This is a genomic window from Corynebacterium atrinae (genome assembly GCF_030408455.1).
Lineage (GTDB): Bacteria > Actinomycetota > Actinomycetes > Mycobacteriales > Mycobacteriaceae > Corynebacterium > Corynebacterium atrinae.
Window position 1 is genome coordinate 1728670 of the sequence record NZ_CP046977.1, and the last position, 15170, is coordinate 1743839.

Consider the following 15170-nt stretch of genomic DNA (forward strand, 5'->3'; position numbering starts at 1 on the left):
AGAGACTCTAGCGAGACGGGCAGGACGGGTGCTGCCCGGCCGCGACCAGAATGCGGGTCAGGCGGGCGGGGTCGTCGGCGGTCATGAGTTCCTCGCCGACGACCACGGCGTCGGCTCCCGAGGAGGCGTAGCTCAACAAGTCTTTGGCGCTGTGGACCCCTGAGAGGGCGATGCGGATGGTCGCCTCCGGCAGGCCGGGGACGATGCTGGCGAAAAGATTCATATCGACGTCCCCGCCCGTCAACGGGCGCGCATTCACTGCCACCACCCGTGCCCCGGCATTCATCGCCCGGTCTGCTTCCTCGGGCGTGCGGACCTCCGCGACGGCGGTCATGCCGAGGGACTCGATTCGATCTATCAAGGACTCAAGTCGGGCCTGATCGACGAGTTCGACCTGGAGGGGGACAAGGTCGGCGCCGTAAAGCCGTGCCTCGTGGATTTGATAGGGGTCGATGATGATATCGCGGCAGAACATGGGCAGATCCACTGCCCGGCGGGCCTCCAGCATGTCCGCCAAGGAACCTTGGAAGCGAAGCCGCTCGGTTTGGCAGGCGATGAGGTGCGCCCCGCCCGCCTCGAAGTCACGGGCGAGGTCAGTGATGGAGGCGGGTTTGGCATCAGAAAAGAAAGGAGCCCGTCCGGGCATGACCTTTTTGATCTCGGCGATAACGCTGCAGCCACTCCTTAAGAGGGCTGCAACACCATCGCGCGTATCAGCGGTAGCTCGGGAGCGGGCTTTGATTTCTTGAAAAGGCAGCAGGGCTTCGCGGGCGGCGACGTCGGCTAGGACCTCGGACACAATGCGTTCCGCATATGCAGGTGTGCTCATCGACACCTCCCCTCTGCTGGGCTGGTTGCCTTGTTTCAGCGTTAAGGCTAACCCGTGGCCCTTCAGTCCGGGAAATCACCTGTCGGGGGTATGCGGGCCTTTATTCTCGGTCGGATCGATATCGGCGTCGAGGGCGTCCCACATGACGCGACCCGAATCCGGGGTCGTTTCTAAGTCCTCGACGATCTTGGCTTCGCGGTCCTGCTTGCGCTCGTATTTGTTCATCTTGGCGGTGTCAACGCCGGGGCGCAGGGCCAAAATGATGCCACCGAACAGGGCGATCGCACAGCCCAGCATGGTGATGATGACCCCGGTGGGATGGACCGTAAGGTTGGTGACTTCGGCCCATTCGGAAATGAGGATAGTCGTATCCGCCCGTTGGCTGGCCGCGCCAGACGTGAGGATGGTGCGGGCCCGTTCGCCGTCGGGCGAACCGGCCAGCAGCGTCAACGGCGTCCAGCTGCCACCGATAGCGGCGATAGCCGCGACGATGCCGACGACGCGGCGACCGAGGCGTCGTAAAGCAAAGCCAGCGAGGCACGCAGCGGCCAATAGCAGCGCGACCGCGGTGGTCTCGTTCGACCAGGCGGCGCCGGGAATGCCGAGGGTGGCGGCTCCGGACTTATCGTCGAAGGTGTCTGCGGTGATCCAGGTGAAGCGCGACCCGACCCACAGGAATATGGCGCCGAGGCCCAGCAGCAGCGAGGCCATGCGCGACTTCACAGCAGCTCACCCGCATCGAAACAGGTCCGGTCGCCGGTGTGGCACGCGCCGCCAGTTTGGTTGACGGTGAGCAAGATGGTGTCGCCGTCGCAGTCGAGGCGCACTCCCGTCACGTCCTGCGTATGACCCGACGTGAGACCCTTGATCCAGTACTCACCGCGCGAACGGGAATAGTAGGTACCGCGCCGAGTTTCCAACGTATAGGCCAAGGCGTGGGTATCCATCCACGCCATCATGAGGACCTCGCCGCTGCCTTCGGCCTGGACGATCGCGGGGATAAGGCCCGCGTCATTGAGCTTGAGCCGCTCGGCGATCGCGGGGTCGAGCTCGTAGTCGGCGGGGTTCATCGGCGGACCTCGTGCCCGCTCTCGGCCAGGGCGTCTTTGACTTCGGGGATGGATACCTCGCCGAAGTGGAAGATGGTGGCGGCGAGGACGGCATCGGCGCCCGCGTCAACGGCGGGCGGGAAATGCGCGGCCAGGCCGGCGCCACCGGAAGCGATGACGGGCACGGAGACGGCCTCGCGGACGAGCTGGAGCAGTTCCAGGTCGAAGCCGTCCTTCGTGCCGTCGCCGTCCATGGAATTGAGCAGGATTTCCCCCACTCCGAGTTCTTCGCCCCACTTGGCCCAGGCGATAGCGTCCAACCCGGCTGACTTCGAGCCGCCGTGGGTCGTCACCTCAAACCCGGAGGGTTGGGGCTGGCCGCCTTCGGGGACGCGGCGGGCATCGACAGACAACACGATGCACTGCGATCCGAAACGATCCGCCAGTTCTCGCAGCAACTCGGGGCGAGAAATGGCGGCCGTATTGACGGAAACTTTGTCCGCCCCGGCGCGTAGGAGTTGGTCCACGTCCTCGACGCTGCGCACACCTCCACCGACGGTGAGCGGGATGAACACCTGGTCGGCGGTGCGGCGCACGACCTCCAGCATCGTGCCGCGCCCGTCCTTGGAGGCGGAAACATCGAGGAAGGTCAGCTCGTCGGCACCCTCCTGGTTGTAGCGAGCAGCCAACTCGACGGGGTCGCCCGCATCCCGGAGGTTCTCAAAGTTGACCCCCTTGACCACTCGCCCATTATCGACGTCAAGGCAGGGAATGACACGGACAGCGACGGCCATCGAATCCGCCCCTTTCAGTACAGGTGTGAGTCAGGAATTGAGGATCGCATCCATCGTACTCATGATGGCCTCGTGCGCCCGATTGGTCCCGGCCACCACCCCGATAGATTCCGGCGTCCATTCATTGCCTTCGGTATCGGTGACCACTCCCCCGGCGGCCTTGACCAGCATGACGCCTGCGGCGTTGTCCCACACGTAGGGGGAAAAGCTCACGGCGCCGCCGAAGATGCCCTGGGCGGTGAAGGCCAGGTCGACGCCCACGGAACCGGTGATCCGTGGCCGCAGGTACGTCGCGGCCAGCTCGGCCAGAAGTCCTTGGCGCAGCAGCGAGGGGAAGGTAGAGCGGACTTGGGAGGCCACGGAGGAAAATCCCACCTGGGCGACCATCTCCCTCGATTCCGCCAGCGGGGTCGAGGGTTGCCCGTTGATGATGAGCGGCGAGCCCTCGAAAGCCGTCACCCGTTGGCCCAACAGCGGCATACTCGTCAGCGCAACGACGGGCTGATAATCCACCAGCAGGGAAATGAGGATGGAGCACATGGGGTTGCCGGCGGCATAGTTCGAAGTGCCGTCGATGGGGTCGACGACCCACACGGGATCGGCGGTGAGCAACCCACCGGCTTCCTCCCCCAGCACGGGAATCCCAGTGAATTGGGTGAGCATCTGCCGCAGCAGCGCCTCAATGGCCAGGTCCACCTCGGTGGCGAATTCCCCGGGTTGCTTCCAATGCGCAGGGTCCGCCCCCAGGCCGGCGATGAACATCGCCTCCGCGTCATCGACGACGGCTTCGGCGACGACCAGCAGCTCCCGCGCATCCATGTCGTTCCTAAAGCTTTTCGACGGCCGCGAGGGCCTCACTCAACGTAAATCGTCCCTCATAGAGGGCTTTACCGATGATGGCCGAATCGATACCCTCGTCGGTGTACTTGGCCAACTCGATGACATCGTCGAGGACGGAGATGCCGCCGGAGGCGACGATGCGGGCATCAGTGGCGGCCGCCACCTCGCGCAGCAGCTCGACATTGGGACCCGCGAGGGTCCCGTCTTTGGAGACATCGGTGACGACGAAGCGGCGGCAGCCGGCGGCGTCGAGACGCTCCAGAACCTCCCACAGATCCCCACCATCGGAGACCCACCCGTTGCCGCGGGTACGCCACTCCCCGTCGATCTCGCGGACGGCAATGTCGACGGCCACCGTGTCGGGGTGGGCGGCGAGCACCTTCGCGATCCATTCCGGGTTCTCCAGGGCGGCGGTACCGATGTTGACGCGGGTCGCCCCGGTAGCCAGCGCTCGTTCGAGGGAGGCGTCATCGCGGATGCCGCCCGTCAGCTCCACCTTAATGTCGAGCTGACCGGTGATCTCCGCCATGAGCTCGTGGTTAGAACCACGATTGAACGCGGCGTCGAGGTCGACGAAGTGCAGCCACTGCGCGCCCTGCTCCTGCCACTCCAACGCGGCCTGGAGCGGGGAACCGTAGGACTTCTCCGTCCCGGCCTCGCCCTGATCAAGTCGCACGGCCTGGCCATTAACCACATCGACGGCCGGAAGAAGGGTGAAATCGCTCATGGTGTCCGATCCTATCTCTCAGAGGGTCGCGAGCCAGTTTTCCAACAACACGGCACCGGTGTCGCCGGACTTTTCGGGGTGGAACTGCGTTGCCCACAACGGGCCATTTTCCACGGCGGCCACGAAGGAGTCGCCCCCGTGCTCAGCCCACGTCACCAGCGGCGGTGCGGTCAGCTCATCGGTGACGAGGGTCCAATCGCGGACACCATAAGAGTGGACGAAGTAGAAGCGCTCCTCCTCGGAGATGCCCGCGAACATCTGCGAGCCCTCCGGCGCGGCGACGGTGTTCCACCCCATGTGCGGCAGCACGGCAGCCTGCAGGCGTTCCACGGTGCCCGGCCATTCGCCGCACCCGCGGGAGTGGACGCCATGCTCGTGGCCCTCCTCGAACAGGATCTGCATGCCCACGCAGATACCCATGACCGGGCGGCCACCAGCGAGGCGCGAGCCGATGAGGCGGGCACCCTGGACCTTGTTCAGACCCTCCATGCAGGCGGCGAAGGCACCAACGCCGGGAACCAACAGGCCGTCGGCATTGAGGGCGACCTGCGGATCGGAGGTGACAGTGACATCGGCGCCGACCCGCTCCACCGCGCGTTGGGCGGAACGGAGATTGCCGGATCCATAATCAAGGAGGGCGACAGTTTTTGCCATGGCGGAAAGTCTACGCCCCGGACGTGGTCTCCCAGTCCTCGACCGGAGTTCTGCGGGCTCCCCAGATCTTAAATCGTGGCCACGTTCTCGCTTCTGCTTCCCACGTGGCCAGATCCACCTGGGGTTCCCGCGGCACCTTGTCCTTGTACTCGTCTATCGGCATGAGTTCTACTTGCACCCTCTGCTCGGGGATCCAGGCGTAGGCACCAAACTCGAAATAGTGGCGGTACTGCCTGGCAATCGAGTGGTAGTCCGTGAAGAAATACAGGGAGCGCAACTCCTCCAGGGTGTATTCACCGAAGAAGTCTTCCCCGCTCAGCCGCAGGCGGACAATCATTTGAGCTACTTGGTCGGGCTCCCTCTTCAGTCCTTCCGGGGCCGTCTTATGGGCATTTGCCGAAGACGGGCGCGGATGTTGTGGTGCTCGGCGATGCGATGCGCGCCGATAAATCGATCGGCGAGGGTAAAGATGATCCCAATGGCCACGATACCGGCCCCGACACCGTAGGCGCCGGAATAAGCAGCCTGAGCTGCGACGGCGCCGAGGATGAAGGACCCGATGCCTGTGCCAGCATCGAAGGAGATATTCCACCATGCGGACGCTTCGGATACCTTCGTGCGGGGTAGGCGGTGGAACATGCTGAGCAGGGCCTCGTTTTGCACCATGCCGAATGCCCCGCCAAAGAGCAGACCCGCGACGACGAGCCACCACACGGACCATTCCCCGGCCAAGGTGGCGGCCATGAGGCCCACTCCCACGAGGGCGACAAGCTGAGCGGGGATCATCGTCAAACCGGGTAGGCCTCGTCGGTCAGCGATGATGCCCGCGACGTAGCGCATCACCATGGCGGCACCACCGACGATCGACAGCAGGAGGCCACCGATGACGGCACCCTTCCCGGCATCGAGGTCGATGACCGCCGCCGGGAGGAAGGAGGAAACGGCACCAAAGCTCATGGAGAGGCTCATGACGGCCAGCGCTGGCACGAGGACGAGCTTCCACGTCGCGGCTTCCGGCGCGTCGACGTCAGCAACCGGCCTGCGTTTCGACGCCGCCTTCAGCCGCGGGATGCGCAGACACATCACCGCCGCAACCAGGGCGATCGCTGCGGCGAGGACATAGACGACACCGAAGCCAAAGGCGTCGGCCAGGGCCAGGCCCAGGGGGAGGCACACCATCTGGGCCACCCCGACGAACACGCCGAGCATGCCGGTGGCTTTGCCCAGGAATCGCACGGGGACAAGCTCGGCGATGAGCGCCGACTCGGCCACGGTGAGCGCCCCGAAGCCGACGCCGCGCAGCGCGGAGAACAGCAGGAGGTTCCACGCCTCCAGCCCCAGCAGGTGACCCAGCGCAGGTACTCCGAGCATGAAGGCGGAAAACACCATGACGGGGTTATAGCCGATCCGGCGCAGGGCGGCCGGGGTGAACAGCTGCGTGATCACGGTGGCGGCCATGAACACCCCAGTCGAGGCACCTGCCAGGGCTTTGCCGTGCCCGGCTTCCAGCGCAGCGAGCGGGATGACGGGAAGCAGCAAGGCCCAGCTAGCAAACGCCGCGAAGACGGCAACGAGCGTGGGGATGAAACCCGGCGCCTTCCACACTTAGGACATCGCTCCCGCCAGCCACAGCACCGCGCCCGTTAGCGCCACGGCGGCGAATACGGCCAACACGATGGTGAGCAGCTTGTTACCAGCCTGGTAGGCGGACCACACGCCACCGACGAGCAAACCCGCGACGATAAAGAGCAGATAAATCAACCAGTTAGTGGATTCCACCTACAGCGCCCCCTTCGTCGAGGGGATCCCCTGCACCCGGGGATCAGGTTCGACGGCCTGCCGCAGGGCGCGGGCGACGGCCTTGTACTCGGCTTCGGTGATGTGGTGCGGGTCCCGGCCGTAGTGGCATAGAACGTGCAGGGTGATGCGGGAGTTGAGCGCCAAGGTCTCGAAGAAGTGCTCGTTGATCACGGTGGCGTAATGCCCACCGATGACGGCGGTGATCATCTGCTCCGGCTCGCCGTTCATGACGAAGTAAGGTCGGCCAGAAATGTCGACCACTGCCTCGACGAGGGTCTCATCCATCGGCAACTGCTGGGAACCGAAACGGCGGATGCCAGCCTTCGTTCCGAGGGCGTCGATAAGCGCCTGACCGAGGACGATGGCGGTGTCCTCGACGGTGTGATGCGCATCGATCTCGACGTCGCCTTTGGCGGCGACGGTGAGGTCGAAGGAACCGTGGACGCCGAAGGCGGTGAGCATGTGATCAAAAAACGGCAGGCCAGTGTCGATGTTGACGCGGCCGGTGCCGTCGAGGTTGATCTCGACGCTGATGTCGGATTCGGAGGTGGTGCGGGTGGCCCGCCCAATGCGATCGGTCATGGGGTGTCATTCTCCTTCGATGGCGGCTGCGGCGGCGAGGAAGGCATCGTTTTCGGCAGGCAGACCGATGGTCGTGCGCAGGTATCCGGCGACACCGACGTCACGGATGAGCACTCCCCGGTCGAGGAATTGCTGCCAGGTGGCGTGCTGGTCGTCGAAACGGCCAAAGAATACGAAGTTGGACTCGCTCGGGACTGTATCGTAGCCGAGTTCGTGCAGGCCAGCGACCACCCGGTCCCGCTCGCGCGCCAGCTTATCGACAGTCGCGAGGGTGTCACCGCTATGCCGCAGCGCCACCGTCGCTGCGGCTTGGGAGAGCATCGACAGGTGGTAAGGCAAGCGCACCAGCATGACTGCCTCGATGAAGGCGGGGTCGGCGACGAAGTAGCCCAACCGGCCCCCGGCGAAGTCGAAAGCCTTCGACATCGTGCGGGAGACGACCAGTTTGGCGGGGTAGTCGGCCAGCAACGTCGTCGCGGACGGAGAGGCGGAAAACTCCCCGTAGGCCTCGTCGACGATGACGATGCCGGGGGCGGCGTCGATAAGCGTCCTAATGTCGTCCAACGAGGTGACATCGCCGGTGGGATTGTTCGGGGAGGTGATGAAGATGACGTCCGGGCGGTGCTCCGCGATAGCGGCGAGCGCGGCAGCGATATCAATGCGGAAATCAGCGCCCCGCGGGCAATCCAGGAACGTCGTCTGCGTTCCAGACGACAGGATCGGGTGCATGGAGTAGGACGGCTGGAACCCGAGGGCGCTGCGGCCCGGGCCGCCGAAGGCCTGGAGCAACTGCTGCAGCACCTCGTTCGAGCCGTTGGCGGCCCACACATTGTCCACCGTGACGGGCACGCCAGTCTGCGCGTGGACATATTTCGCCAGCTCGGTGCGCAGTTCGACGGCGTCCCGGTCGGGGTAACGGTTGAGCTCGCCTGCGACCTTGCCCACGGTTTCCACGAGGTCGTCGATGAGCGCCTGCGAGGGGGCGTAGGGGTTTTCATTCGTGTTGAGCCGCACGGGGACATCCAGCTGCGGGGCGCCATAGGCGGACTGCCCGCGCAACTCCTCGCGCAGCGGCAACTGGTCCAGGGTGATCTTGGGCATCTACTTGCTGTCCTTGTTGGTCGGCATGGTTTCAAATCGGGCGCGAATGGATTCGCCGTGCGCCGGAAGATCTTCGGCGTCGGCGAGGGCGATGACGTGGCGACCGATGTCTTTGAGGGCTACCTCGTCGTATTCGATGAGGTTGACCGGGCGCAGGAAGGTGTGGGTGGACAAACCGGAGGAGAAACGCGCCGTGCCGGAGGTGGGCAGGACGTGGTTTGACCCGGCGGCGTAATCACCCAACGGCACCGGCGAATACGCGCCGACGAAGATAGCGCCGGCGTTGCGCACGCGCTCGGCGGTGTCGCGGGCGTTGACGGTGTGGATCTCTAGATGCTCCGAGGCGTAGGCGTCGACCACGGCCAGGCCCTGCTCGATGTCATCGACGAGCACGATGCCGGACTGCTTGCCGCTCAAGGCACCGGCGACGCGATCGGCGTTGCGGGTGACGGTGTAGCGGGCCTCGATCTCCCGGTCGACGGCGTGCGCCAATGCCTCCGAGTCGGTGATGAGCACCGAGGCCGCCAGGTCGTCGTGCTCCGCCTGCGAAATGAGGTCGTAGGCGAGGTACACGGGATCGGCGGAGTCGTCGGCGAGGATCGCGATCTCCGAGGGGCCGGCCTCCGCATCAATTCCGACGACGCCCTGCACGAGGCGCTTGGCGGCAGCCACAAAAATATTGCCCGGCCCGGTGACCATGTCCACCGGCTCGAGGCCCGCAGCGTCGTCGCCATAGGCCATGAGCGCGAGGGCCTGCGCCCCGCCGACCGCCCATACTTCGTCGACTCCCAACAGCCCACACGCCGCGAGAATCGTCGGGTGCGGCCAGCCGTCGTGCTCGGCCTGGGGCGGGGAGGACACGATGAGCGACGTGGCCCCGGCTTCTTGAGCCGGCACGACATTCATGATCACCGAGGACGGGTAGACAGCCTTGCCGCCCGGCACGTACAGGCCAACGCGCTCCACCGGCAGGAACACCTCCGTCACGGTGGCCCCCTCCGCCAGGGTCGTAGTGTGCGAGGAAGGAACCTGCTCGGCGTGCACTGTGCGCACCCGGGAAATCGCCTCCTCCAAGGCGCGGCGCACGTCCGGATCGAGCGTATCGACGGCCCCGGCAATCACCGCGGCCGGCACCCGCACCGTCTCCGGCGTCACGCCGTCAAACTGCTGGCCGTACTCCAACGCCGCCTGCGCGCCCCGTTCGCGGATCGCCTCCACAATGGGGGCAACAACCGGCAGGACAGAGTTGACGTCGGTGCCTCCCCGCGGCAGCGCCCGGCGCAGCTCGCTGGTGGACGGGGTACGACCGCGCAGGTCGATGACATTGAGCATCGTGACGCAACTCCTCGAAGTCCGAATGATTGTTTCCTCATTGTAGGACCCACGGGGCCAGCGTCCGAGCACTAGACTGATGAGTCGAGAAGCTCACACCCGCCCCGTCGGCTCCACTGTGGAAGGAGTCGGCTCCACTGTGGAAGGAGGCGCCCCACCATTGATTCCCCTCATCCAGGTGTATGCCGTGTCCGAAGAGCTGGGTTTTCACAGCTACATCGGCGCTGACCGGCTCGTTTTCCCCTGGCGGGATCACATCGTCACCGCCTACCTCGACGAGCGCAACCCTAACGCGCTTGTCTTTGATACCGACCTGCGCACCAGCGTGGGTATGGAATACACCAGCCAACTCGCCCGAGTAATCACCGAATGGAATCGTGAGCGCCTGGGACCCACGATGTCGCTGCGGGTGGGAGACGACGCCACGGTGAGCCTGCATGCTCGTTCCAGTTTGCTCATCAGCCGCGGCGTCACCGATGAGCAACTGACATCGTTTATCAAATTGGCCATGGAGACCGCCCGCATCGCCGTGGACTACCTCGCCGAGGAGTTTCCCGAGCTTTCTTCCCTCGACAACGATCTCGGTGAGGCTCAACGCAAGAAACAGGACACTGCCGCCTTGGCCGGGCCGCTGCCCCGGGACCGGCACATCAACCTCAACGAGCTCGACGATGACCCGAGCAGCCTCCGCGAGCTCGACCGGCGTCGCGCGCAAGAGGACATCCACCAGCGCTCCGATGACATGGCGCCCACAGAGGAGCACTCAACCCCCATGAGCACTGACGACGACTTTTATTCGCCCTCCCCGGACCACCCGAGCGAGCCCACCGAGGTCAGCGTCGATCGAGTGCGCACCATGCTGTTTGAGATGGGAATTGAGAAAACCCAGGGTGATGAGGACATCGTCATCGCCTGGATCAACGACGTCTTGTTCGGGTTCTTCCTCGACAACGGGCCCAGCTACCTCATCAAGGGCCATTGGGATCCCAACCTCAACCCAGAGACGGACTTTTTGCGCCTGTTCCTGTTGTGCAATGACTGGAACGAGTCCTCAATCAGCACCAAGGCCTTTTGCCACGAGGACGTCGAAGGCCTGCAGGTGCGCGTGGAGTTCACCGTTCCCGTCCGCGAGGGCCTCAGCGATGAGCAGCTAGAACACAACACCGCGGTGGCGATTAACCAGGTGCTGCAGGCTATCGACTCGATTAGCTCGGACGCGACGGGCACCTCCGCCGTCGCGTGGCCCTAGGCCGCCAGGAGGTCGTCGTCGAGGTCCGGAGTGACGAGGACGGAACACCAATACGCCAATGCAGCCATGAACGGCGCGGCGATCAGACCCACCCCCGGTGTCAGCGACGGCACGATTGCTACGGCAGAGCCTTCCGCCAATGCGTCTACGTCCGGCGCCGGGAAATGGAGCGAGGACGTCACCTGTCCCACCGCGAGGAAAGCCATAGCGGAGACCCCGGCGACCACAACGAGCCACCACACCATCCCCGGCCCCCGCGACTCGGGAACCAGGATGAAAGAGCTCAGCGCAATGATCGTCGCCAACAGGCCGGTGGCGGCAACGAAAGTGATATAGGAGATGAACTCGACGTTGAAAGAGGTATCGAGGAGCAGATTTCCGTCGGCAGTGAGGGTCCCGTGGTATGCCGGGCGCAACAGACCCCACACCGCTCCGACGGCAGAAAAAGCGAGCAGCGACGCCGCGAGAACTCCGGCGCCGCTGCCCAAGGCCCGCGGAACAGTCATCTACTTAAGGCCCTAATTGCAGAACTTCCAGCGGCCGTCTTCATGGAGGAAGCGGACGGTGCTCGTATCGACCTGGCCGGAGGTGACCACGGTGACGTTGGCAGAGGCAACCGAGCCGTCGACGATCACATTGTCCACCGACTGGATGTGCGGCTGCGACTGGGCGTAGCCGGGCATTTGGTTGAGTGGCGCATCGGGAATACCGGCGAGATCCATGTTGCCGGCCCCGCCGTTGGCCTCGACCACGGCGTTGCAGGTGTTGTCCGGCATGTAGCGGAGGAAGGCATGCATGGTGTTCTGCTGGTACAGTCCACTGACCAGGCCATTGATGGAGTTGTAGTCCGCTTCGGAGGCGGGAGCTCCCGCGACGGGTGCCACGGGAGAGCCCTCAGGCAGGTTTGCCAGCGGGTCGGCGAGCGGGGAAGGCTCCGCCGTCGCCTCGGTCGTCGGTTCCACGGAGGTGGTCTCCGTCGTGGACTCAGCAGAGCTGGTCGTGGAGGAGGTGGTGCGAGTGCTGGTGATCGTGCTCGGGGCACTCGTCGACTCGGTGGTCTCCTCGTCCGACCCACACGCCACCAGGGTTAGCGGGGTCACTACTGCGAGGGCCGCGATGGCCAACTTGGCGTTGAAAGAAGTCGTCACGATTTAGGTCTCCTGATGTTTCGGTCGCGTCGAAAGGACACCTTACCCCGAAGCTGGTGGAATGTGGACGGGTAGGCTTCCAGGTGTGCAATTGACCCGGACACTCATTGTCGCAGCCGCCCTGGACATCCTCGACTCCTACGGCCTCGCGGACATGACCATGCGCCGAGTTGCCAGCCAGCTCGAAGTCGCGCCGGGCGCCTTGTATTGGCACTTCGCCAACAAGCAGCAATTGATCTCCGCCATCGCGGACCAGATCTTGGTGCATGTGCTTAACGGCGACACGCTGTCCACACCTGAGGAAATCACCGAACAACTCCGCACCGCGCTGCTACTGCGCCGGGACGGCGCAGAGCTAGTGAGTGCTGCCCTGTCGATGCCGGATTCACAGACCCGCGCGGACGTCGAAAAGCTCTTGGCTAGCTCCCTCGACCCCGCATTGGATGCCGATACTCGTCGCATCGGCGCGGCGACTTTGTTGCACTTCGTGCTGGGGGCTGCGGCCCTCGAGCAGTCTCAACGACAGTTCGCGTTTGATACCGGAACCTCCATCGTAGGGCTCGATCAGGCGCAGGAAGATTTCGCCCGCGGAGTAGACCTTATCCTCGCAGGACTTTCCCAGCGCCCAGACAGCGCGGCCGTGACGTAAATCTGTCGCCGAACCACTATGATCGGACCTCATGACACTTGAGTCTGAGCCCACCTATACCGTCTGGCCGGGAGAGGCATATCCCCTCGGCTCCACATACGACGGCGCGGGCACTAATTTTGCCCTGTTCTCCTACGTCGCTGACAAAGTTGAACTGTGCCTGATTGACGCTGACGATAATGAAACGCGCGTCAATCTGGAAGAAGTCGATGCCCACGTCTGGCATTGCTACCTCCCCGGCGTTCAGCCCGGGCAGCGCTACGGTTACCGCGTCCACGGCCCCTACGACCCGGACAATGGCAAGCGCTGCGATCCCAACAAGCTGTTGGTTGATCCCTACGCCCGCGCCTTCGACGGCGAGTTCGACGGTGACGCCTCCCTGTTCTCCTACGACATTCACGCCGAGCCCGCCGGCTCCGGGCGCAACGAGGAGGACAGCCTCGGCCACACCATGTACTCCGTGGTCATCAACCCCTTCTTCGACTGGGGTTCTGATCGCGCGCCGCGTATCCCGTACAACGAGACCGTGATCTACGAGACGCACGTCAAGGGCATGACCATGACCCACCCCGACGTGCCCGCCAACCTGCGCGGCACCTACGCCGGCCTGGCTCACCCCAGTGTGATCAATTACTTCAAGGATCTCGGGGTCACGGCGGTCGAGCTCATGCCGGTCCACCAATTCCTCCAGGATGACCGCCTGCGCGACATTGGGCTGCGCAACTATTGGGGCTACAACACCTTCGGCTTCTTTGCCCCGCAGCAGGATTACGCCGCGTCCGACAAGCCTGGCAGTGCCGTATCCGAGTTCAAGGGCATGGTCCGGGCCTACCACGAGGCCGGCATGGAAGTCATCCTCGACGTGGTGTACAACCACACCGCCGAGGGCAACCACCTGGGCCCGACGATCGCGTTCCGCGGCATCGATAACGAGGCCTATTACCGCCTTGTTGATGATGACAAGTTCCACTACATGGACTACACCGGCACCGGAAACTCGCTCAACGTCCGCGACCCGCATTCCCTGCAGCTGATCATGGATTCGCTGCGCTACTGGGTCACCGAGATGCACGTCGACGGCTTCCGCTTCGACCTCGCCTCCACCCTCGCGCGCGAGCTCCACGACGTCGACCGCCTGGCCACGTTCTTCGATCTGGTCCAGCAGGACCCGGTCGTCTCCCAAACCAAGCTCATCGCCGAGCCTTGGGATGTGGGACACAACGGTTACCAGGTGGGCAATTTCCCGCCGCTGTGGACGGAATGGAACGGCAAGTACCGCGACACCGTCCGCGATTTCTGGCGCGGCGAATCCTCCACCCTCGGCGAGTTCGCCTCCCGCCTCACCGGTTCCTCGGACCTCTACGGCAACAACGACCGTCGCCCTACTGCGTCGATTAACTTCATCACCGCCCACGACGGGTTCACCCTCAACGACCTGGTCAGCTACAACGAGAAGCACAACATGGCCAACGGCGAGGACAACCGCGATGGTGAGTCCCACAACCGCTCGTGGAACCACGGCGTCGAGGGCCCGACCGATGACGAGGACGTGCGCTCCCTGCGTGCTCGCCAGCGCCGTAACTTCCTCACCACCCTCATTTTGTCGCTGGGTACCCCGATGATTTCCCACGGCGATGAGATGGCCCGCACCCAGGACGGCAACAACAACGTTTACTGTCAGGACAACGAGCTGGCATGGATGGACTGGGAGCAGCTGGAAGACAACGCAACGCTGCATGCGTTCACCAAACGCCTGCTCAACATCCGTCGCCGCCACCCGGTGTTCCGTCGCCGCCGCTTCCTCGCAGGCGGCCCCCTGGGCGCCGATGTCCGCGACCGCGACATCGCCTGGTTGGTGCCCTCCGGCAAGCTCATGACCCAAGACGACTGGGACTTCGCCTTTGGTAAGGCCCTCATGGTCTACCTCAACGGTAACGCCATCACTGAGCCCGACGAGCGCGGCCAGAAGATCGTCGATGACTCCTTCATCCTCATGTTCAACGCGCACTACGAGGAGATCGAGTTCACCCTCCCGCCGCGCTCGCTCGGCGTGCGCTGGCAGTTGCTGGTGGATACCACCGAAGATATTGGCTACCCTATCGAGGCCGCGGTGATCGACGCGAAGGGCACCCTCACCGTCCCCGCCCGATCGACGATGCTGCTCAAGCAGATCGAGGGACCGGATTACACGGAGGACGACGACACGGAATACGTCGAGGCCGCCGACCGGGAAACCGATCATGGTCGCGTGGGCGACAAGGTCACCGCCGCTTCGAGCGCCACTGTCGAAGCCGTGGTGAAGGAGACCTCAGGCACGGTGTCCGAAGACACCGGCGTCACCGATCTCTCCCCCGAGGAGCTGGCCGCCAAGCTCAAGGCCGCGGCGGCGGACGAGTACACGGACGTCGAGTAGGTC

General features: G+C 64.3%; 18 protein-coding genes. 3 read left to right on the top strand and 15 right to left on the bottom strand.

The annotated features are described in order from the left end of the window. Window positions 1-7: 7 nt before the first annotated feature. The 13 genes from CATRI_RS08445 to hisD all read right to left on the bottom strand — a co-directional run bounded on the left by CATRI_RS08445 (window position 8) and on the right by hisD (window position 9708). The gene (locus CATRI_RS08445) at window positions 8-829 is read right to left on the bottom strand and encodes an indole-3-glycerol phosphate synthase TrpC (RefSeq protein ID WP_290216582.1); all 822 of its coding nucleotides are present in this window, start codon (window positions 827-829) and stop codon (window positions 8-10) included. 75 nt (window positions 830-904) lie between these two features. After that, a complete protein-coding gene (locus CATRI_RS08450) occupies window positions 905-1552 on the bottom strand; it encodes a TIGR02234 family membrane protein (RefSeq protein ID WP_290216584.1) in 648 nt (215 codons plus the stop codon). Then, window positions 1549-1899, bottom strand: a complete 351-nt coding sequence (hisI, locus tag CATRI_RS08455) for a phosphoribosyl-AMP cyclohydrolase (RefSeq protein ID WP_290216585.1) — start codon at window positions 1897-1899, stop codon at window positions 1549-1551. Before hisI ends, CATRI_RS08450 begins: the two co-directional genes overlap by 4 nt. Further along, complete coding sequence (hisF, locus tag CATRI_RS08460; protein WP_290216587.1) at window positions 1896-2672, bottom strand: imidazole glycerol phosphate synthase subunit HisF; 777 nt, start codon at window positions 2670-2672, stop codon at window positions 1896-1898. The genes hisI and hisF overlap by 4 nt, the downstream gene beginning before the upstream one ends. 30 nt (window positions 2673-2702) lie before the next feature. Continuing rightward, window positions 2703-3491: an inositol monophosphatase family protein gene (locus tag CATRI_RS08465; RefSeq protein ID WP_290216589.1), complete on the bottom strand. Its 789-nt coding sequence runs from the start codon at window positions 3489-3491 to the stop codon at window positions 2703-2705. Window positions 3492-3498: 7 nt separating this feature from the next. Further along, window positions 3499-4239, bottom strand: coding sequence for a bifunctional 1-(5-phosphoribosyl)-5-((5-phosphoribosylamino)methylideneamino)imidazole-4-carboxamide isomerase/phosphoribosylanthranilate isomerase PriA (gene priA / locus CATRI_RS08470; protein ID WP_290216591.1), 741 nt, complete (start codon window positions 4237-4239; stop codon window positions 3499-3501). 18 nt (window positions 4240-4257) lie between these two features. Next, window positions 4258-4893: an imidazole glycerol phosphate synthase subunit HisH gene (hisH, locus tag CATRI_RS08475; RefSeq protein ID WP_290216593.1), complete on the bottom strand. Its 636-nt coding sequence runs from the start codon at window positions 4891-4893 to the stop codon at window positions 4258-4260. 10 nt (window positions 4894-4903) lie between these two features. Further along, the gene (locus tag CATRI_RS08480; protein ID WP_290216594.1) at window positions 4904-5230 is read right to left on the bottom strand and encodes a hypothetical protein; all 327 of its coding nucleotides are present in this window, start codon (window positions 5228-5230) and stop codon (window positions 4904-4906) included. Between the two features lie 26 nt (window positions 5231-5256). Beyond that, window positions 5257-6498 carry an MFS transporter gene (locus CATRI_RS08485; RefSeq protein WP_290216596.1) on the bottom strand — a complete coding sequence of 414 codons (1242 nt, stop codon included), beginning with the start codon at window positions 6496-6498 and terminating at the stop codon, window positions 5257-5259. Next, window positions 6499-6672: a hypothetical protein gene (locus CATRI_RS08490; RefSeq protein WP_290216598.1), complete on the bottom strand. Its 174-nt coding sequence runs from the start codon at window positions 6670-6672 to the stop codon at window positions 6499-6501. Further along, window positions 6673-7275: an imidazoleglycerol-phosphate dehydratase HisB gene (hisB, locus tag CATRI_RS08495; RefSeq protein WP_290216600.1), complete on the bottom strand. Its 603-nt coding sequence runs from the start codon at window positions 7273-7275 to the stop codon at window positions 6673-6675. A 6-nt stretch (window positions 7276-7281) separates the two neighbouring features. Continuing rightward, window positions 7282-8376 carry a histidinol-phosphate transaminase gene (locus CATRI_RS08500; protein ID WP_290216602.1) on the bottom strand — a complete coding sequence of 365 codons (1095 nt, stop codon included), beginning with the start codon at window positions 8374-8376 and terminating at the stop codon, window positions 7282-7284. After that, window positions 8377-9708, bottom strand: a complete 1332-nt coding sequence (gene hisD, locus CATRI_RS08505) for a histidinol dehydrogenase (protein WP_290216605.1) — start codon at window positions 9706-9708, stop codon at window positions 8377-8379. It abuts the gene before it with no gap. Between the two features lie 79 nt (window positions 9709-9787). On the opposite strand from hisD, the gene CATRI_RS08510 reads away from it, so the two are divergent. Beyond that, window positions 9788-10957, top strand: coding sequence for a YbjN domain-containing protein (locus CATRI_RS08510; protein ID WP_290216606.1), 1170 nt, complete (start codon window positions 9788-9790; stop codon window positions 10955-10957). Here the strand turns inward: CATRI_RS08510 and CATRI_RS08515 are convergent. Next, window positions 10954-11463, bottom strand: coding sequence for a hypothetical protein (locus CATRI_RS08515; protein ID WP_290216608.1), 510 nt, complete (start codon window positions 11461-11463; stop codon window positions 10954-10956). The two genes, CATRI_RS08510 and CATRI_RS08515, sit on opposite strands and share 4 nt — an antisense overlap. Before the next feature lie 12 nt (window positions 11464-11475). Then, window positions 11476-12105 carry an RAD23 family protein gene (locus CATRI_RS08520; RefSeq protein WP_290216610.1) on the bottom strand — a complete coding sequence of 210 codons (630 nt, stop codon included), beginning with the start codon at window positions 12103-12105 and terminating at the stop codon, window positions 11476-11478. 85 nt (window positions 12106-12190) lie between these two features. Between CATRI_RS08520 and CATRI_RS08525 the strand changes: the two genes are divergently transcribed. Together CATRI_RS08525 and glgX are read left to right on the top strand one after the other, a co-directional pair. Continuing rightward, window positions 12191-12754, top strand: a complete 564-nt coding sequence (locus tag CATRI_RS08525) for a TetR family transcriptional regulator (RefSeq protein WP_290216612.1) — start codon at window positions 12191-12193, stop codon at window positions 12752-12754. Between the two features lie 31 nt (window positions 12755-12785). Continuing rightward, window positions 12786-15167 (top strand): glycogen debranching protein GlgX, encoded by a 2382-nt coding sequence (gene glgX, locus CATRI_RS08530; protein WP_290216614.1) that lies wholly within the window; start codon window positions 12786-12788, stop codon window positions 15165-15167. The last annotated feature ends 3 nt before the right edge of the window (window positions 15168-15170 follow it).